Here is a 17,139-nt window from a genome sequence, read left to right as displayed (position 1 = left end):
TGCTTCTTACACAGCAGCTGCGGGGGCCGCCGGGGCGCGTCGATAAGCCAGCCAGATCAGGAACAGCCCGCCGACGATCATCGGTACGCACAACACTTGGCCCATGGTCAGCCAGTTCCAGGCCAGATAGCCCAGTTGCGCATCCGGCACGCGAACGAATTCGACGATGAAACGGAAGATGCCATAGAACAGCGCGAACATCCCGGACACCGCCATGGTCGGCCGCGGCTTGCGCGAGAACAGCCAGAGGATCGCGAACAGCGCCACGCCTTCCAGCGCGAACTGGTACAGCTGCGACGGATGACGCGCCAGTTGCGCCGGATCGGTCGGGAAGACCATCGCCCACGGCACGTCGGTCGCCTTGCCCCACAACTCGGCGTTGATGAAGTTACCGATGCGCCCGGCACCCAGGCCGATCGGCACCATCGGTGCGACGAAGTCCATCAGCTGGAAGAACGACTTGTTGTTCTTTTTACCGAACCACAGCGCCGCCAGCATCACGCCGATAAAGCCGCCATGGAACGACATGCCGCCCTTCCATACTTCGAAAATCAGCAGTGGGTTGGCGATGTAGGCGCTCAGGTCGTAGAACAGCACATAACCCAAGCGGCCGCCGACGATAACGCCCATCGACATCCAGAACACCATGTCGGAGAGTTTCTCTTTGCTCCAGGTCGGATCGAAGCGGTTCAGCCGACGGGACGCCAACAGCCATGCACCGCCGATGCCGATCAGGTACATCAGGCCGTACCAATGGATTTTCAGCGGACCGATGGCCAGGGCCACCGGGTCGATCTGCGGGTAAGGCAGCATTGCGACTCCTCGTTAGAGTTGAAACCTTCAAAATTCCCGGGTGACGCTGTCACACCAGGATTAAGCCAGGATTGCGCTACGCGTCAGAGCAAGAAGCTCAAGCCGACGCAAAACAGCAAAGCGGCAAACAGTCTTTTCAGCAAGCGCGGCGACAGCGTGTGGGCCAGTCGCGCACCGAGGCGGGCGAATACCATGCTGGTCAGGGCGATCCCCAGCAGCGCCGGCAAATAAACAAAACCGAGACTATGGGCCGGCAGCAGTGGATCGTGCCACCCCAGAATCATGAAACTTAATGCACTGGCCAAGGCGATGGGCAGGCCACAGGCCGACGAAGTGGCCACCGCTTGCTGCATCGGCACGCTGCGCCAGGTCAGGAACGGCACGGTCAACGAGCCGCCGCCAATCCCGAATATCGCCGAGGCCCAGCCAATGACGCTGCCGGCCACGGTCAGGCCGACTTTGCCGGGCACCGTTCGGCTGGCCTTGGGTTTGAAGTCCAAAGCGAGTTGAACAGCGATGATCAGCGCGAATACGCCAATGATCTTCTGCAAATTCGGCCCGGAGATCGCTTCGGCGGTCAGCGCGCCGAAACCGGCACCGATCAGAATGCCGAGGGTCATCCAGGCAAAAATCGGCCAACGCACGGCGCCACGGCGATGATGCTCGCGAACCGCATTGACCGACGTAAAGATGATCGTCGCCAGAGATGTGCCGACAGCCAGATGTGTCAGGATCGACGGATCGAATCCCTGCAAAGTGAAACTGAACACCAGCACCGGGACAATGATGATCCCGCCGCCTACCCCGAACAGCCCGGCCAGCACGCCCGCACAGGCGCCCAGCGCCAGATAGAGCAGAAATTCCATGGCCACATCCCCAAGCATCCCAAATCAGGAGCGGCATGGTAACGGATGCATGGCCTCGGGCTCCACTGTGGATGGCGATGGATCGATGAGCGATGTCTGCGTAGAGTGAGCAAAAAACACACAAGGACCACCTTATGTGCCTGATTGTTTTTGCCTGGCGGCCGGGTCATGCCCAGCCGCTGATCGTGGCGGCCAACCGCGACGAATTCTATGCCCGGCCCAGCCTGCCCCTGGCGCAATGGCCGCATGCCCCACATGTGTATGCCGGTCGCGACCTTGAGGCCGGCGGTACGTGGCTCGGTGTCGGCGCCAACAGGCGCTTCGCGGCACTGACCAACATTCGTGATCCCCTTCAGCCAACGGCGCGCAAGTCCCGGGGTGAACTGGTGGCGCAATTTATCAGCGGGGAGATGTCGATTACCGACTACTTAAGCGATGTTGCTGCACGCTCGCCGGAATACGCCGGGTTTAACCTGCTGATCGGTGATGCTAATGAGCTGTGGCACTTCAATGTCCGGGAGACGGAGGCGGTCATGCTCAACCCTGGGGTTTATGGGTTATCGAACGCGGGGCTGGATACGCCGTGGCCAAAAGTGCTCAAGGCCAAGGCCGCGTTGAGCGAAGTGTTGGGTGATCCGCAGCCGCAGGCGCTGCTGGCCTTGCTCAGTGACCCGCAGACGGCGCCGCTTGCCGAGCTGCCGGACACCGGCGTGGGGCAGGTCACCGAGACGTTGTTGTCGAGCGTGTTTATCAAGAGTCCGACTTACGGGACACGGGCGAGCACGGCGTTGATCGTGCAGGCGGATGGAGTGCGGCATATGGTCGAGCGGAGCTTCGGGCCGTATGGGGGGCATTTGGGGGAAGTTGAGGTCAGGATTTGAAGGTCGAGCGATAAACTGTGGCGAGGGAGCTTGCTCCCGCTCGGTTGCGCAGCAGCCGCGAAACCAGACAACCGTGTCTCAATGAAAGAACACGGTTGCCTGAATCGGGAGTCCTTCGGCCTCCAGCGGGAGCAAGCTCCCTCGCCACAGGCCCTCAGCGTTTTAGAGGGTTTTGACCGAAGCCGGATTAATCATCCGCGCCAACCCAAGGTTCTTCAGCGCCAGTTGCAGCGAGCTGTGGATAACTTGCGGGTTGTCGATGGTCATCAGCTCCGCCAGCAACTCCTTGGCCTTGCTCAGATTGATCTGACGCAGCATCCACTTCACTTTCGGCAAGTTGGTGGCGTTCATCGACAGGCTGTCGAAGCCCATCGCCATCAACAGCACTGCCGCTGCCGGGTCACCGGCCATTTCGCCGCAGATACTCACGGGCTTGCCTTCGGCATGGGCGTCGCGCACCACGTTCTGCAAGGCTTGCAACACGGCCGGATGCAGGTAGTCGTAAAGGTCGGCCACCCGTGGGTTGTTGCGGTCCACGGCCAGCAGGTACTGGGTCAGGTCATTGGAGCCGACCGACAGGAAGTCCACTTGCCGCGCCAGTTCCTTGGTCTGATACACCGCCGCCGGAATCTCGATCATCACGCCAACCGGCGGCATCGGCACGTCGGTGCCTTCGTCGCGGACTTCGCCCCAGGCCCGATGGATCAGGTGCAGGGCTTCTTCCAGTTCGTGAGTGCCGGAAATCATCGGCAGCAGAATGCGCAGGTTGTTCAGGCCTTCACTGGCCTTGAGCATGGCGCGGGTCTGCACCAGGAAGATTTCCGGGTGGTCGAGGGTCACACGAATGCCGCGCCAGCCGAGGAACGGGTTGTCTTCCTTGATCGGGAAGTACGACAGCGCCTTGTCGCCGCCGATGTCCAGGCTGCGCATGGTCACCGGTTGCGGATGGAACGCGGCGAGCTGCTCGCGATAGATCGCCAGCTGTTCCTTTTCGCTCGGGAAGCGCTGGTTGATCATGAACGGCACTTCGGTGCGGTACAGGCCTACGCCCTCGGCACCGCGTTTTTGCGCCCGCGCCACGTCCGCCAGCAGGCCGGTGTTGACCCACAGCGGCATGCGGTGGCCGTCGACCGTTACGCACGGCAGGTCACGCAATGCATCCAGCCCGAGGGCCAGTTGCTTCTCTTCCTCGACCACGTCGGCGAACTGCTTGCGCAGCACGTCACTGGGGTTGGTATAAACCTCGCCGTGGTAGCCGTCGACGATCATCTGGATGCCGTCGACCTTGGAATACGGCAGGTCGACCAGGCCCATCACCGTCGGGATACCCATGGCGCGTGCCAGGATCGCCACGTGGGAGTTACCGGAGCCGAGTACCGACACCAGACCGACCAGCTTGCCTTCCGGCACCTCGCCGAGCATCGCCGGCGTCAGTTCTTCGCTGACCAGAATGGTGTTGTCGGGGTAGACCAGCGTCTGCTGCCGCTCTTCCTGCAAGTAGGCGAGCAAGCGACGGCCGAGGTCTTTGACGTCCGAGGCGCGCTCACGCAGGTAGGCGTCGTCCATCAATTCGAAACGGTTGACGTGTTCGGTGACCACCTGACGCAACGCGCCCTGAGCCCACTGACCGGTCTTGATCACGGTGGTGATTTCACTACCGAGCGAGGCATCGTCAAGCATCATCAGGTAAACGTCGAACAGCGCTCGCTCTTCCGGCCGCAGCTGGGTCGCCAGCTTGGCGGACAAGGCGCGCATGTCGGCGCGCACGCCTTCAATGGCGGTCTTGAACAGCGCAAGCTCTGCATCAATGTCGCTGATGGTCTTGTCCGGCACCACGTCCAGATCGGCCGGTGGCAGCATGACGACCGCGGTACCGACCGCCGCGCCCGGCGAACCCGGTACGCCAATGAACTTTGCTTCCTGGATGCCTTTGCCCTGACGACCCAGGCCGCGGATCGAACCGGTGGCCTCGGCGTGAGCGATAACACCGGCGAGCTGCGCGCTCATGGTCACGAGGAAGGCTTCTTCACCTTCATCGAACTGGCGGCGTTCCTTTTGCTGAATGACCAACACGCCGACGACGCGACGGTGGTGAATGATCGGCGCCCCGAGGAACGACGCGTAGCGCTCTTCACCGGTCTCGGCGAAGTAACGGTAGCGCGGGTGATCCGCGGCGTTTTCGAGGTTCAGGGGTTCTTCACGCGTGCCGACCAGGCCGACCAGACCTTCGTTGGGTGCCATGCTGACTTTGCCGATCGAGCGCTTGTTCAAGCCCTCGGTGGCCATCAGCACGAAGCGGTTGGTCTCTGGATCAAGCAGGTAGACCGAGCAGACCTGGCTGCCCATGGCCTCTTTGACGCGCAACACAATAATCCCCAACGCCGCCTTGAGATCCTTGGCGGAGTTAACTTCCTGGACGATCTTGCGCAGCGTATTGAGCATGGCTCGGGGTCGAACTCCGTCGTCAGTCGCGCGCTAAAAGGCGCGGGGCAAGCTCTTTGAGAGCGCGTCGATACACCTCGCGCTTGAATGTCACCACCTGGCCCAACGGATACCAATAACTGACCCAGCGCCAGCCATCGAATTCCGGTTTACCGGTCAAATCCATCCGCACCCGCTGCTCGTTGGAGATCAGGCGCAGGAGAAACCATTTCTGTTTCTGGCCGATGCACAGCGGTTGGCTGTGCGTTCTGACCAAGCGTTGCGGCAAACGATAACGCAACCAGCCCCGGGTGCAGGCGAGAATTTCAACATCTTCGCGCTCCAGGCCCACTTCTTCGTTCAACTCGCGGTACAAGGCGTCTTCCGGCGTCTCCTGGGGGTTGATCCCGCCCTGTGGAAACTGCCAGGCATCTTGATTGATACGGCGAGCCCATAGCACCTGGCCAGCATCATTCGTCAGAATGATCCCGACATTGGGGCGGAAACCATCGGGGTCGATCACGGCAACAACCTCGCAAACGCATGTCGTCGCATTGTTCCACAAAGGTTGTGAAAGCAGCAACGCGCCGACCTACCTTATGTGCACTCTTGTGAAAAGTCCGTATTCTGGACACCTTTCTACAGACTTTTCAGCGAGTAACTTCAATGCGGCTGGCTTTATTCGACTTGGACAACACGCTTCTGGGCGGTGACAGTGACCACGCCTGGGGCGATTATCTGTGCGAACGCGGCTTCCTCGACGCCGTCGCCTACAAGGCACGCAACGACGAGTTCTATCAGGACTACCTGGCCGGCAAGCTGGATAATGACGCGTACCTGAACTTCTGCCTGGAAGTCCTCGGTCGCACCGACATGACCACGCTGGGTCAATGGCACATGGACTACATGCGCGACTGCATCGAACCGATCGTGCTGGCCAAGGGCCTCGATCTGTTGGCCCAACACCGCGAGGCTGGCGACAAGCTGGTGATCATCACCGCCACCAACCGCTTTGTGACCGGGCCGATTGCCACGCGCTTAGGCGTTGAAACCCTGATCGCCACCGAATGCGAAATGATCGACGGCCGTTACAGCGGGCGCAGCACCGATGTCCCGTGCTTCCGTGAAGGCAAGGTGACACGCTTGAATCGTTGGCTGGAAGAAACTGGCCACAGCCTGGAGGACAGCTATTTCTACAGCGACTCGATGAATGATTTGGCGTTGCTGGAGCAAGTAACGAATCCGATCGCTGTCGATCCAGACCCGAACCTGCGGGCCGAGGCCGAGAAACGGGGTTGGCCGGTGATTTCGTTGCGCGGTTGAGATCGCCTTCGCGGGCAAGCCCGCTCCCACAGGGATCTCTGTTGTAAATACTATCTATGCCACACAGCAGAACCTTGTGGGAGATTCTATGGTTGAGGGGAAGCCCTCAACCGGCTTTTGGTTGGTATTCGCTCTGCCCTTTCAGCAGAGCGAATACGATCCGAGCAAGCTTGCGAGCCAGTATCACCAGCGCCTGAGTGGTGCTGAAGCCCCGAGCTCTTTGCTCTTCGTAAAAGCCTTTCCAGGCAGGCGTACGGCTGGCCGACATGGCTGCATTGTGCAAAAGCCGGCGGGCTTCCGGGTCACCTCGCTTGGTCAGACTCCGACGACCATCCTTTTGTCCTGACTTCGACACGCGCAGATCCATTCCCAGGAAGGCAATAAAGGCATCCGCGTTTCTGAAGTCGCCCCGCTGAAACGCCGTGAGCAAGCGGGCTCCGGTCAAAAATCCAATGCCTTCAACTTTCACGCAACGCTTCAACTGACCGAGCAAGCCGGCTTCCTTCAGATGATTATTAATCGTCTTTTCGACCAGCGCCTCAAGCTGCTGCATGGATTTCACTTGCTCGGCAAAAGCTGTCTTCAACAGTGGCTCATTCGCCCAGCTTTGCACCAGGCCGACCCGCGCCTGAACCAAGGCTGCGCGACGACGGAAGAGGCTCAGGAGCTGGCGGTACAGCGGTGATGGCGGGGTCCATGGATGAAGATCATCACCTTCGTTCTTCAGATAGCGAGCGAGCAGCCTGGCATCCAGCGCGTCGGTTTTGGCACGGACATTCACCCCTTTGCGGTAATGGCTGAGCTCATAGCCACCCACCATGTAAATCGTGCAGCCGGCCTCATAGGCCAGATCAGCGAACTCCAGGTGATAGATATTGGTCGATTCAATAGCTACCGCGACTGTCCCTGGCAAGGCCTTCAACCACGTCTTGATGGCTGCTTTGTTGTTGGGAATCTCTTCAAGCAGGTCAAGTTCGGCGCGATAGATCACCAGTTCGTTCTTGGCGACATCCACGCCTACGATCGGCTGTGTGACAGAAACCGGCATTGCCATTGTATTTCCTCCGGGATATGGTTTTGAACACTTGAAGGGCTCACTCAGAGGCGCAGGCTTGTTCCTATCGTCGGTCTAGCCAGATGCATTCTTTATCGGCGCTTGGGTGAAAGGAGGAGGGGCGAAATCTCCCACGGATCTGTACTGCGTCAACAGTCAGAATCGGGCTTTGTCCCTCCTCCTCCCTTCAAGTCCTACCATACAAGCGGGCTTGCCCGCGATTGGGTCGACTCGGTCTGAAGCCTTAAACCGGCTTGGCCCCCATCAACCCCGCAATGGCGATAAAGCAAACAAAACTGAACAGCGCCAACGCAAACGTAAACTTCCCGCTCCCCCCCGCCGGCGCCGTGCGCAGCCGATTGAGCCGCACCAGCAGCCAGAACCAGCCCAGTACCGCCACGGTGTAGAGCACACTGGACGCCAGCAGCCAGGTCTGCCCCAACGGCCAGCCCACCAGATGCACCATCCACCACCCGGTGAACGGCATGCTCAGCAACGCCAGCCCCATCAATAGCCAGATGAACACCTGCGGCCGTCGCAAGGTACGAACATGAGCCGTCGCATCACCGTTACGGCGTGTGCGCCAGACCCAGATCGCCAGCCCCGGTGCGCTGATCAACAGCAGCGCTGTCGCCACGGCATGAGCGATTTTGAGGGTGGTTAGCGTTTCCATTGTTCGATTTCCTTATGGCCCGCTCGTCAGCGTAGCCGTTCAGCCGAGAAAAAGCTGATAGGCCGGGTTGTCGCTTTCGTCCCAGTACGGGTAGCCGATTTCTTCCAGTGCAGCGGGTACCAGATGACGCTCGTCGTGCGGCACTTGCAGGCCCGCGACCACACGGCCATCCGCGGCGCCGTGGTTACGGTAGTGGAACATCGAAATGTTCCAGCGCCCGCCGAGCTTGTTGAGGAAGTTGAACAACGCGCCCGGACGCTCCGGAAACTCGAAGCGCAGCACCACTTCATCGACCACATGCACAGCACGCCCGCCAACCATATGGCGGATGTGCAACTTGGCCAGCTCGTTGTCGGTCAGGTCGAGCACCGGGAAACCCTGCTCGGTGAGGCTGGCGAGCAGCGCACTTCGCGGATCGCTTTCCGGATGGGTCTGCACGCCGACAAAGATGTGCGCTTCGCTGCCGGTGTTGTAGCGGTAGTTGAATTCGGTGATCTGCCGTTTGCCGATCGCTTCACAGAACGCCTTGAAGCTGCCCGGTTTCTCGGGGATGGTCACGGCGATGATCGCTTCGCGGCCCTCGCCCAGCTCGGCGCGCTCGGCGACATGGCGAAGGCGGTCGAAGTTGACGTTGGCACCGGAGTCGATGGCCACGAAGGTGTGGCCGGTGACGCTGTGTTGCTCAACGTATTTCTTGATCCCGGCCACGCCCAGTGCACCGGCAGGCTCGGTAATCGAGCGGGTATCGTCGTAGATATCCTTGATTGCGGCACAGATCTCGTCGGTGCTGACAGTTAACACTTCATCAACGTAGTCTTTGCAGATATCGAAAGTGTGCTGGCCGATCTGCGCCACCGCGACGCCGTCGGCAAACAGGCCCACGGTCGGCAGCACCACGCGCTCGCCGGCCGCCATGGCGGCTTGCAGGCAGTTGGAGTCATCCGGTTCGACGCCGATGATTTTGATGTCCGGGCGCAGGTATTTCACGTACGCCGCGATCCCGGCAATCAGCCCGCCGCCGCCCACCGGAACGAAAATCGCATCCAGACGCCCCGGGTGCTGGCGCAGAATCTCCATGGCCACCGTACCCTGCCCGGCAATGGTGTGGGGATCGTCGTAAGGGTGAATGTAGACGTAGCCTTTTTCATCGACCAGTTTCAGCGAGTAGGCCAGGGCTTCGGGGAACGAATCCCCGTGCAGCAACACTTTGCCGCCGCGCGAACGCACGCCTTCGACCTTGATCTCCGGGGTGGTCTTGGGCATCACGATGGTCGCTTTCACGCCCAATACCTTGGCGGCCAGGGCCAGGCCTTGCGCATGGTTGCCGGCCGAAGCGGTGACCACGCCGCGCGCGCGCTCTTCATCGCTCAGCTGCGTCAGCTTGTTATAAGCGCCGCGAATCTTGAACGAGAACACCGGTTGCAGGTCTTCACGCTTGAGCCAGATTTCGTTGCCCAGCCGCTCGGAGAGCTGGCGGGCAGTCTGTAATGGGGTTTCTACGGCAACGTCATAAACGCGCGAGGTGAGGATCTTTTTGACGTACTGTTCGAGCATCGGAAAGCATCACTGAGCGGGTTGGGCAGGACCAAGGAGTCTAACCCGGCTATTGGGCGGGCGACCACACTAAACAGATGGTTTTAGCCGCTCGCGAGCGCAAGAGACTCATTGTGGCGAGGGAGCTTGCTCCCGTTGGAGCGCGAAGCGCTCCCAAAACAGACACTCCCATTCTTTCAGACACACCGCATCAGCAGGTTTTACGACTGCTGCGCAGCCGAGCGGGAGCAAGCTCCCTCGCCACAGGCAAGCCCCCCCCCGTCACCATTCGACATACCGGCAATGACCTTCCCCATCGCGAGGCCTATAATGCCGGCCTATCGTCCCCTCTTCGGCACTTCGGAGCCCGCATGACCCAGGATCAACTCAAACAGGCAGTGGCCCAGGCCGCCGTCGACTTCATCCTTCCGAAACTCGACGACAAGAGCATCGTCGGCGTCGGCACCGGCTCCACCGCCAACTGTTTCATCGACGCCCTGGCCAAGCACAAAGGCGCGTTTGACGGCGCAGTTGCCAGCTCCGAAGCCACCGCAGCTCGCCTCAAGGGCCACGGCATTCCGGTGTATGAACTCAATACCGTCAGCGATCTGGAGTTCTATGTCGACGGCGCCGACGAAAGCGATGAACACCTGAACCTGATCAAAGGCGGCGGCGCAGCCCTGACCCGCGAGAAGATCGTGGCGGCCGTGGCCAAGACCTTTATCTGCATCGCCGACGCCAGCAAACTGGTGCCGGTCCTCGGTGCGTTCCCGCTGCCGGTGGAAGTGATCCCGATGGCCCGCAGCCATGTGGCCCGCGAACTGGTGAAGCTCGGCGGCGACCCGGTCTACCGTGAAGGCGTGCTGACCGACAACGGCAACATCATCCTCGACGTGTTCAACATGCAGATCACCAACCCGGTGGAGCTGGAAACACAGATCAACGCCATCGTCGGCGTGGTCACCAACGGCTTGTTCGCGGCCCGCCCGGCCGACTTGCTGCTGCTAGGAACGAGTGAAGGTGTGAAAACCCTGCGCGCCCAGTAAGCGAAATTGCCCACATATCTGCGGGCAGATGAAATACCTGTGGGAGCGGGCTTGCCCGCGATGGGGCCGTCACATTCAACATTGATGTTGACTGAAAGGCCGCTATCGCGGGCAAGCCCGCTCCCACGGTGTTTTGGGGTGTTTGTCAGGGTTGTGCCGGTTTTTTGAAGACGTAGAAAAGGTTTGGCTCGCTGACGAGGTACAGGGTGCCGTCGTCATCCATGGCGATGCCTTCCGCTTGCGGCACAGGCTTGCGCAATCCCTGACGGCCCTTGCTCAGTGACAGCGTGCTCAGCGGTCGCCCATCCACATCCAGCTCAAGAATCAGCCGCGACTCATCGGACAGCGCCAGCAGATGGCCGCTGCGCTCGTCGTATTGCAGGCTCGACAGGTCTCTCACGAACATTCCGGCATCGCGCCTGGGGTTGTTCACCACGTGCACCGCGTAGGATTTCTCCGGGTTGTAATGGGGAAAGCCCTGCACTTCGTAGATCAGCATCGGGTCGCGCTCCTTGGCGACGAACAGGCGCTTGCCCACCGAATCATAGGCCAGCCCTTCGAACCCCTTGTTGCCGCCCATGTGCACACCGAGGGTCATCTGTTCGGCATCCGCCGCATCCAGGAACGTCGTGCCCTTCTCCAGATGAATCTTTATCAGCCGTTGCTGGCGCTCGTCGGTGATCACGTAAGTGTCAGCGCTGATGAACTCCACCGCTTCCGGATCGCCAAACCCGACCAGCGCCACACGCCGCAGGATTTTGCCCTCCAGGGACAATTCGATCAGCTCGGCGTTTTTGTTGGTGACGGTGAACAGGCTTTTGCGCACGGGATCGAAGGTCAGCGCTGAAACATCGTCGTCCAGACCGTCAATGACTCGCGCCTCGATCGCGACCTGATACTGATCCAGACCAATGGACTGGGCATTCATCGGCTGCCACAGCGCCTGCACATTGAACCAGGTGCGCTCGAACAGGCGCAGGTACTGGCCGACGGCAACCAGCACACTCAGTGCAATGACCGACAGAATCAGTATCAGGGGCTTGGGACGGACAAGTCGGCGCATTCAGGCAGCTCGAAAACAGGACGGGCGGATGAAATACCACGGCTGTATGAATTCAAGCTTAATGGCCACTGGCCTTCGACCACAACCATCGAACTCGCAGGAACTGCCGAAGGCTGCGATCTTTTGATCTTCTGGCGGTGCTGACATGACTAAAGATCAAGATCATCGCAGCCTGCGGCAGCTCCCACAGGGTCAGCGTTGTTTTTCGAAGCGGTAGAACAGGTTCGGCTCGCTCACCATGTAGAGCGTGCCCGCCTCGTCAATGGTCACGCCTTCGGCGCGGGGAATGGTTTTTTTCAGGCCGTTGAAACCACCGAACAAGGTCATGAAACTGACCTGCTCGCCTTTCTCGTCCAATTCCAGCAACAAGTGAGAGTCGGCGGACAGCACCAGGGTATGGCCGGTGCGCGAGTCGATGGCCAAGGCCGACAAATTGCGGATATCCAGTGCATCGCTGGGCAGTTTTTGCTTGTCGCCCTTGAGGGTCTGGCTGCCGTCGCTTTTCCAGCTGAACAACGCCGGCGGACGTTCTTCACCCAACAGCAGTTGCTGGTTGTGTGCATCCCAGACGACGGCTTCGAAGGCTTTATTCTGGTCTTTCGACGGGCCGAGGTCGTATTTCGGGAAATTGGCGATGTTCAGCTCGCGGGTATCGGCATCGACCTTGACGATGGAGAGCAGGTGTTCGCGCTCATCGGTAATCGCCAGCAGACCGTTGCCCATTGCCGTCACCCCTTCCGGGTTGCTCCAGCCTACCAGCGGCATCTTGCGCAATACGTCGCCCTGCAACGTCAGCTCGACCAGGAACGGGTGCTTGCCCATCACCGCAAACAGAGTTTTGGTCTGCGGGTCATAAGACACATCCGAGGCTTCGTCCGTCTCCATGCCCGGCAGCAGCTTGGCGTCGATCACCGCCCGGTAATCCGGCAGCCAGACACTCTCCTGACGTTCGGCCGGACTTTCGAAGCGCTCCTTCACCCAGAGTACGCCGCGATCATCCCAATGCATCGCAAACGCAAGGCCATATGCAGCGACCGCCGCCAGTAAAAGCCAGGAATACCAACGCATGACAAAGCGCGAGCGGCGGGCAATTTTCAGCTTGGGCAGCGGTTGGGTGGTCATGCAGGGATGCGTTCCAGAAAATCAGGCTATAGGTAATAGCACATTGAGGCAGGCTCAGACGCCAGAAGCCCCGGAATTATCCAGATACGATGTGAAAAAAACGGGAAATGGCGGGATCGCCCTTCTATGGCCGATCACAAAACAAATGTGGGAGCGAGCCTGCTCGCGATGGCGGTGTAACAGTCAACATAGATGTTGAATGTTATGGACTCATCGCGAGCAGGCTCGCTCCCACAGGGTTTTGCGGTGTTGGTGCTAGCGGACGCTGCTGGTGAAACGGCTGACGCCCGGCAATTCGAGCACCAGTTCGTCGCCGACATTCAGCGGGCCAACGCCCACCGGCGTGCCAGTGAGGATCACATCACCGGCCTGCAGCGAGAAGCAGCCGGCCATGTACTGGATCATCGGTACGATCGGATTGAGCATGTCCTTGCTGTTGCCATCCTGGCGGACCTCGCCATTGATGGTCAGGCGAATGGCGATGTCGGTCAGGTCGGCAAAGGTGCTGCCGGCCACGAACGGTGCAATCACCGCCGCACCGTCGAAGGACTTGGCGATTTCCCACGGCAGGCCCTTGGCTTTCAGCTCAGCCTGTTTGTCGCGCAGGGTCAGGTCCAGGGCCGGGGCGAATCCGGAGATGGCATCCAGCACTTCTTCACGACTTGGCTTGGTCGACAACGGTTTGCCGATCAACACGGCGATTTCTGCCTCGTAATGCACCGAGCCACGCTCGGTCGGAATGCTGAAACCGTCTTCCAGCGGCACCACGCAACTGCCGGGCTTGATGAACAGCAGTGGCTCGGTAGGCACCGGGTTGTCCAGTTCCTTGGCGTGTTCGGCGTAGTTGCGGCCGATGCACACCACCTTCCCCAGCGGGAAATGAATTCGCGTACCGTCGACATACTGGTGCTGATAGCTCATTACCGACTCCTGCTTCGTGCTCTTAAATTCGAAGAATCAAACAGCGAAAATCTTGCCCGGGTTCATGATGCCGTTCGGGTCGAATACCGCTTTGACGGCTTTCATGTACTCGATCTCAACCGGGGAACGGCTATAGGTCAAGTAGTCACGCTTGGTCATGCCCACGCCGTGCTCGGCGGAAATCGAACCGTTGTACTTCTCGACGGTTTCGAACACCCACTTGTTGACGGTGGCGCATTTGGCGAAGAACTCGTCCTTGCTCAGGTTATCCGGCTTGAGGATGTTCAAGTGCAGGTTGCCATCGCCGATGTGGCCGAACCAGACGATTTCGAAATCCGGGTAGTGCTCGCCGACGATCGCGTCGATTTCCTTCAGGAACCCCGGAACTTTCGACACAGTGACCGAAATGTCGTTTTTGTACGGCGTCCAGTGGGAAATGGTTTCGGAGATGTACTCGCGCAACTTCCAGAGGTTCTGCAACTGGGTTTCGCTCTGGCTCATCACGCCGTCCAGCACCCAGCCCTGCTCGACGCAGTGCTCGAAGGTTTCCAGGGCGTGGTTGGCCACTTCTTCGGTGGTCGCTTCGAATTCCAGCAGCGCATAGAACGGGCAGTCGGATTCGAATGGCGCCGGCACATCGCCGCGCGCCATGACCTTGGCCAGGGCCTTGTCAGAGAAGAATTCGAACGCGGTCAGGTCCAGTTTGCTCTGGAACGCGTGCAATACCGGCATGATCGAATCGAAATCGGCGGTGCCGAGGACCATCGCGGTGAGGTTTTTCGGCGCACGGTCCAGACGCATGGTGGCCTCGACCACAAAGCCCAGGGTGCCTTCGGCGCCAATGAACAGTTGACGCAAGTCGTAGCCGGTGGCGTTCTTGATCAGGTCCTTGTTCAGTTCCAGCAGATCACCCTTGCCAGTGACGACTTTCATGCCGGCCACCCAGTTGCGGGTCATGCCGTAGCGAATCACCTTGATCCCGCCGGCATTGGTGCCGATATTGCCGCCAATCTGGCTGGAACCTGCCGAAGCGAAGTCCACCGGATAGTACAGGCCGTGCTCTTCGGCCTTGTTCTGCAATTGCTCGGTGACTACGCCCGGCTGACAAACGGCCGTGCGGTCGGTCAGGTTCACGTCGAGGATCTGGTTCATGTAGTCGAAGGACACGACCACTTCGCCATTGGCCGCCACCGCAGCCGCGGAAAGCCCGGTACGACCGCCGGACGGTACCAGCGCAACCTTGTGCTCATTGGCCCAACGGACAATGGCCTGGACCTGCTCAGTGGTCTTGGGGAACACAATGGCCGTCGGGGCCGGGGCGAAATGCTTGGTCCAATCCTTACCGTAAGCATTCAGGGAGTCGGCATCGGTCAGCACCTTGCCAGGCTCAACCAGGGTCTTCAGCTCATCAATCAGGGCAGGATTGGTCATCGACAGAACTCTCGAACATTTCATGGTCATCCTGAGAACGCTTCACGTCGCAGGAATGAGTGTTTAGCGGGGTGCATATGCTAGCATACCGACCCCGCAGGATAGTGCCCAAAGGCTGTTCTGCGGTGACGGCTTTCTTGCCGTCCGGGTCAGCCTCTGTTGACCACTTCCTGCCATTTTTTCTCCGGGACACAGGTTTACGCAGATGAGCAAGACTTCTCTCGATAAGAGCAAGATCAAGTTCCTTCTTCTCGAAGGCGTCCACCAATCGGCTGTCGACGTCCTCAAGGCGGCGGGCTACACCAGCATCGAGTACCTCACAGGTTCTCTGCCGGAAGCCCAGCTGAAGGAAAAGATCGCTGATGCTCACTTCATCGGCATTCGCTCCCGCACTCAACTGACCGAAGAAATCTTCGATCACGCGAAGAAACTGGTGGCTGTCGGCTGTTTCTGCATCGGCACCAACCAGGTCGACCTCAACGCGGCTCGCGAACGCGGTATCGCGGTATTCAACGCGCCGTACTCCAACACTCGCTCCGTTGCCGAGCTGGTACTGGCCGAGGCGATCCTGTTGCTGCGCGGCATCCCAGAGAAGAACGCTTCCTGCCACCGTGGCGGCTGGATCAAGAGCGCAGCCAACTCCTTCGAAATCCGCGGCAAGAAGCTGGGTATCGTCGGTTACGGCTCGATCGGTACTCAACTGTCTGTTCTGGCTGAAGGCCTGGGCATGCAGGTGTATTTCTACGACACCGTGACCAAGCTGCCATTGGGCAACGCAACGCAAGTTGCCAGCCTGACCGAGCTGCTGGGCATGTCTGACATCGTCACCCTGCACGTTCCGGAAACCGCTGCCACCCAGTGGATGATCGGCGAGAAGGAAATCCGCGCCATCAAGAAAGGCGGCATCCTGATCAACGCTGCGCGCGGCACCGTAGTCGAACTGGACGCCCTGGCGGACGCGATCAAGGACAAGCACCTGATCGGCGCGGCCATCGACGTATTCCCGGTGGAGCCGCGCTCCAACGAAGAAGAGTTCGAAAGCCCGCTGCGTGGCCTGGACAACGTGATCCTGACCCCGCACATCGGTGGTTCCACCGCTGAAGCGCAAGCCAACATCGGTCTGGAAGTGGCGGAAAAACTGGTCAAGTACAGCGACAACGGTACGTCGGTATCATCGGTGAACTTCCCGGAAGTGGCCCTGCCGGCTCACCCTGGCAAGCACCGTCTGCTGCACATCCACGAGAACATTCCGGGTGTGATGAGCGAGATCAACAAGGTCTTCGCCGAAAACGGCATCAACATTTCCGGTCAGTTCCTGCAGACCAACGAGAAAGTCGGTTACGTCGTGATCGACGTCGATGCCGAGTACTCGGACCTGGCGCAAGAGAAGCTGCAGCACATCAACGGCACCATTCGTTGCCGTGTATTGTTCTGATAGCGACTTGAGCGACAAAAAAGGGAGACCCGAGGGCCCAATGCCCGTCAGTTAAGACGCTCCCACGTGGATTGCGCTTAACTGACAGGCATTGACCCGAGGGTCTCCCTTTTTCATGCCGGTGGAAAAATCACTTCACCGTTACGGTGATTTTCTTCGAAACGATCGGCGGATCGAACGGCATGTGACCGCTGTCGCCCAGTTCAAGCTGCAAGGTGTGCTTGCCCGGGGCCAGTTTGAGTTCAGCCTGGGTCTGCGCTTTGCCGAAGTGCATGTGATTGGCATCGTTCGGAATCGGCTGACCGGCGGCCGGCATCTTGTCGACGTCGATCAGCAGGTGATGGTGGCCGGTGTTCTTGGTGACATCACCGGCCGGCGCGAGCGCAACATCCTTGGTGCCGAACTTGACAATGAAGGTCTGCGCAACAGTGGCCCCGTCCTCGGGAGAAACGATGAATACTTCTGCCCCCTTCGGAGCCGGGGTGGCGGCACTGGCCAGCACCGAAATACCCATCAGCACACCAGCCAACGCTGCACGTGACATAAAGCTTTTCATT

General features: G+C 59.7%; 16 protein-coding genes. 4 read left to right on the top strand and 12 right to left on the bottom strand.

The genetic code is table 11. The annotated features are described in order from the left end of the window. Positions 1 to 6: 6 nt before the first annotated feature. On the bottom strand, positions 7 to 813 hold the full coding sequence (gene lgt / locus LOY38_RS01860; RefSeq protein ID WP_258698614.1) for a prolipoprotein diacylglyceryl transferase: 807 nt from the start codon (positions 811 to 813) through the stop codon (positions 7 to 9). Positions 814 to 896: 83 nt separating this feature from the next. Further along, positions 897 to 1,679, bottom strand: a complete 783-nt coding sequence (locus LOY38_RS01855; RefSeq protein WP_258698613.1) for a sulfite exporter TauE/SafE family protein — start codon at positions 1,677 to 1,679, stop codon at positions 897 to 899. A gap of 134 nt (positions 1,680 to 1,813) precedes the next feature. Between LOY38_RS01855 and LOY38_RS01850 the strand changes: the two genes are divergently transcribed. Next, a complete protein-coding gene (locus LOY38_RS01850) occupies positions 1,814 to 2,560 on the top strand; it encodes an NRDE family protein (protein ID WP_258698612.1) in 747 nt (248 codons plus the stop codon). A gap of 162 nt (positions 2,561 to 2,722) precedes the next feature. Here LOY38_RS01850 and ptsP read toward each other — a convergent pair whose 3' ends face one another. Together ptsP and LOY38_RS01840 are read right to left on the bottom strand one after the other, a co-directional pair. Then, positions 2,723 to 5,002 carry a phosphoenolpyruvate--protein phosphotransferase gene (gene ptsP / locus LOY38_RS01845; protein WP_258698611.1) on the bottom strand — a complete coding sequence of 760 codons (2,280 nt, stop codon included), beginning with the start codon at positions 5,000 to 5,002 and terminating at the stop codon, positions 2,723 to 2,725. Between the two features lie 22 nt (positions 5,003 to 5,024). Next, positions 5,025 to 5,504: an RNA pyrophosphohydrolase gene (locus LOY38_RS01840; protein ID WP_007897732.1), complete on the bottom strand. Its 480-nt coding sequence runs from the start codon at positions 5,502 to 5,504 to the stop codon at positions 5,025 to 5,027. Positions 5,505 to 5,647: 143 nt separating this feature from the next. Between LOY38_RS01840 and LOY38_RS01835 the strand changes: the two genes are divergently transcribed. After that, positions 5,648 to 6,304 carry an HAD family phosphatase gene (locus LOY38_RS01835; RefSeq protein ID WP_258698610.1) on the top strand — a complete coding sequence of 219 codons (657 nt, stop codon included), beginning with the start codon at positions 5,648 to 5,650 and terminating at the stop codon, positions 6,302 to 6,304. A gap of 106 nt (positions 6,305 to 6,410) precedes the next feature. On the opposite strand, the gene LOY38_RS01830 is transcribed toward LOY38_RS01835, so the two are convergent. The 3 genes from LOY38_RS01830 to ilvA form a co-directional block, all read right to left on the bottom strand. Next, positions 6,411 to 7,358: a transposase gene (locus LOY38_RS01830; protein ID WP_258696476.1), complete on the bottom strand. Its 948-nt coding sequence runs from the start codon at positions 7,356 to 7,358 to the stop codon at positions 6,411 to 6,413. A gap of 244 nt (positions 7,359 to 7,602) precedes the next feature. Further along, positions 7,603 to 8,031 carry a DUF2269 domain-containing protein gene (locus tag LOY38_RS01825; protein WP_258698609.1) on the bottom strand — a complete coding sequence of 143 codons (429 nt, stop codon included), beginning with the start codon at positions 8,029 to 8,031 and terminating at the stop codon, positions 7,603 to 7,605. 39 nt (positions 8,032 to 8,070) lie between these two features. Further along, positions 8,071 to 9,585 carry a threonine ammonia-lyase, biosynthetic gene (ilvA, locus tag LOY38_RS01820; protein ID WP_258698608.1) on the bottom strand — a complete coding sequence of 505 codons (1,515 nt, stop codon included), beginning with the start codon at positions 9,583 to 9,585 and terminating at the stop codon, positions 8,071 to 8,073. 350 nt (positions 9,586 to 9,935) lie between these two features. Between ilvA and rpiA the strand changes: the two genes are divergently transcribed. Beyond that, a complete protein-coding gene (gene rpiA / locus LOY38_RS01815) occupies positions 9,936 to 10,610 on the top strand; it encodes a ribose-5-phosphate isomerase RpiA (RefSeq protein WP_111448403.1) in 675 nt (224 codons plus the stop codon). Between the two features lie 145 nt (positions 10,611 to 10,755). Here the strand turns inward: rpiA and LOY38_RS01810 are convergent, their stop codons facing one another. From LOY38_RS01810 to LOY38_RS01795, 4 genes are all read right to left on the bottom strand, one after another. Beyond that, positions 10,756 to 11,673, bottom strand: a complete 918-nt coding sequence (locus LOY38_RS01810; protein WP_258698607.1) for an SdiA-regulated domain-containing protein — start codon at positions 11,671 to 11,673, stop codon at positions 10,756 to 10,758. A gap of 192 nt (positions 11,674 to 11,865) precedes the next feature. Continuing rightward, positions 11,866 to 12,795 (bottom strand): SdiA-regulated domain-containing protein, encoded by a 930-nt coding sequence (locus tag LOY38_RS01805; RefSeq protein WP_258698606.1) that lies wholly within the window; start codon positions 12,793 to 12,795, stop codon positions 11,866 to 11,868. A 255-nt stretch (positions 12,796 to 13,050) separates the two neighbouring features. Then, entirely contained in the window at positions 13,051 to 13,716 is a 666-nt protein-coding gene (locus tag LOY38_RS01800) for a fumarylacetoacetate hydrolase family protein (protein ID WP_258698605.1), read from the bottom strand. A 36-nt stretch (positions 13,717 to 13,752) separates the two neighbouring features. Continuing rightward, positions 13,753 to 15,147 carry an FAD-binding oxidoreductase gene (locus LOY38_RS01795; RefSeq protein ID WP_032835036.1) on the bottom strand — a complete coding sequence of 465 codons (1,395 nt, stop codon included), beginning with the start codon at positions 15,145 to 15,147 and terminating at the stop codon, positions 13,753 to 13,755. A 205-nt stretch (positions 15,148 to 15,352) separates the two neighbouring features. Between LOY38_RS01795 and serA the strand changes: the two genes are divergently transcribed. Next, positions 15,353 to 16,582 carry a phosphoglycerate dehydrogenase gene (gene serA / locus LOY38_RS01790; protein WP_223488214.1) on the top strand — a complete coding sequence of 410 codons (1,230 nt, stop codon included), beginning with the start codon at positions 15,353 to 15,355 and terminating at the stop codon, positions 16,580 to 16,582. 130 nt (positions 16,583 to 16,712) lie between these two features. On the opposite strand, the gene LOY38_RS01785 is transcribed toward serA, so the two are convergent. After that, a complete protein-coding gene (locus LOY38_RS01785; protein WP_258698604.1) occupies positions 16,713 to 17,138 on the bottom strand; it encodes a DUF4399 domain-containing protein in 426 nt (141 codons plus the stop codon). Position 17,139: the final 1 nt, after the last annotated feature.

This window comes from Pseudomonas sp. B21-015 (assembly GCF_024749285.1).
Lineage (GTDB): Bacteria > Pseudomonadota > Gammaproteobacteria > Pseudomonadales > Pseudomonadaceae > Aquipseudomonas.
This window is presented reverse-complemented; position numbering and strand designations above follow the sequence as displayed.

Excerpts from the sequence above, each read along its gene's own strand:
- ptsP (WP_258698611.1), bottom strand. The coding sequence starts at position 5,002 with ATGCTCAATACGCTGCGCAAGATCGTCCAGGAAGTTAACTCCGCCAAG.
- LOY38_RS01835 (WP_258698610.1), top strand. The coding sequence starts at position 5,648 with ATGCGGCTGGCTTTATTCGACTTGGACAACACGCTTCTGGGCGGTGAC.
- LOY38_RS01795 (WP_032835036.1), bottom strand. The coding sequence starts at position 15,147 with ATGACCAATCCTGCCCTGATTGATGAGCTGAAGACCCTGGTTGAGCCT.
- LOY38_RS01855 (WP_258698613.1), bottom strand. The coding sequence starts at position 1,679 with ATGGAATTTCTGCTCTATCTGGCGCTGGGCGCCTGTGCGGGCGTGCTG.
- LOY38_RS01850 (WP_258698612.1), top strand. The coding sequence starts at position 1,814 with ATGTGCCTGATTGTTTTTGCCTGGCGGCCGGGTCATGCCCAGCCGCTG.
- lgt (WP_258698614.1), bottom strand. The coding sequence starts at position 813 with ATGCTGCCTTACCCGCAGATCGACCCGGTGGCCCTGGCCATCGGTCCG.
- LOY38_RS01800 (WP_258698605.1), bottom strand. The coding sequence starts at position 13,716 with ATGAGCTATCAGCACCAGTATGTCGACGGTACGCGAATTCATTTCCCG.
- LOY38_RS01810 (WP_258698607.1), bottom strand. The coding sequence starts at position 11,673 with ATGCGCCGACTTGTCCGTCCCAAGCCCCTGATACTGATTCTGTCGGTC.
- LOY38_RS01805 (WP_258698606.1), bottom strand. The coding sequence starts at position 12,795 with ATGACCACCCAACCGCTGCCCAAGCTGAAAATTGCCCGCCGCTCGCGC.
- LOY38_RS01830 (WP_258696476.1), bottom strand. The coding sequence starts at position 7,358 with ATGGCAATGCCGGTTTCTGTCACACAGCCGATCGTAGGCGTGGATGTC.
- serA (WP_223488214.1), top strand. The coding sequence starts at position 15,353 with ATGAGCAAGACTTCTCTCGATAAGAGCAAGATCAAGTTCCTTCTTCTC.
- rpiA (WP_111448403.1), top strand. The coding sequence starts at position 9,936 with ATGACCCAGGATCAACTCAAACAGGCAGTGGCCCAGGCCGCCGTCGAC.
- LOY38_RS01825 (WP_258698609.1), bottom strand. The coding sequence starts at position 8,031 with ATGGAAACGCTAACCACCCTCAAAATCGCTCATGCCGTGGCGACAGCG.
- LOY38_RS01785 (WP_258698604.1), bottom strand. The coding sequence starts at position 17,138 with ATGAAAAGCTTTATGTCACGTGCAGCGTTGGCTGGTGTGCTGATGGGT.
- ilvA (WP_258698608.1), bottom strand. The coding sequence starts at position 9,585 with ATGCTCGAACAGTACGTCAAAAAGATCCTCACCTCGCGCGTTTATGAC.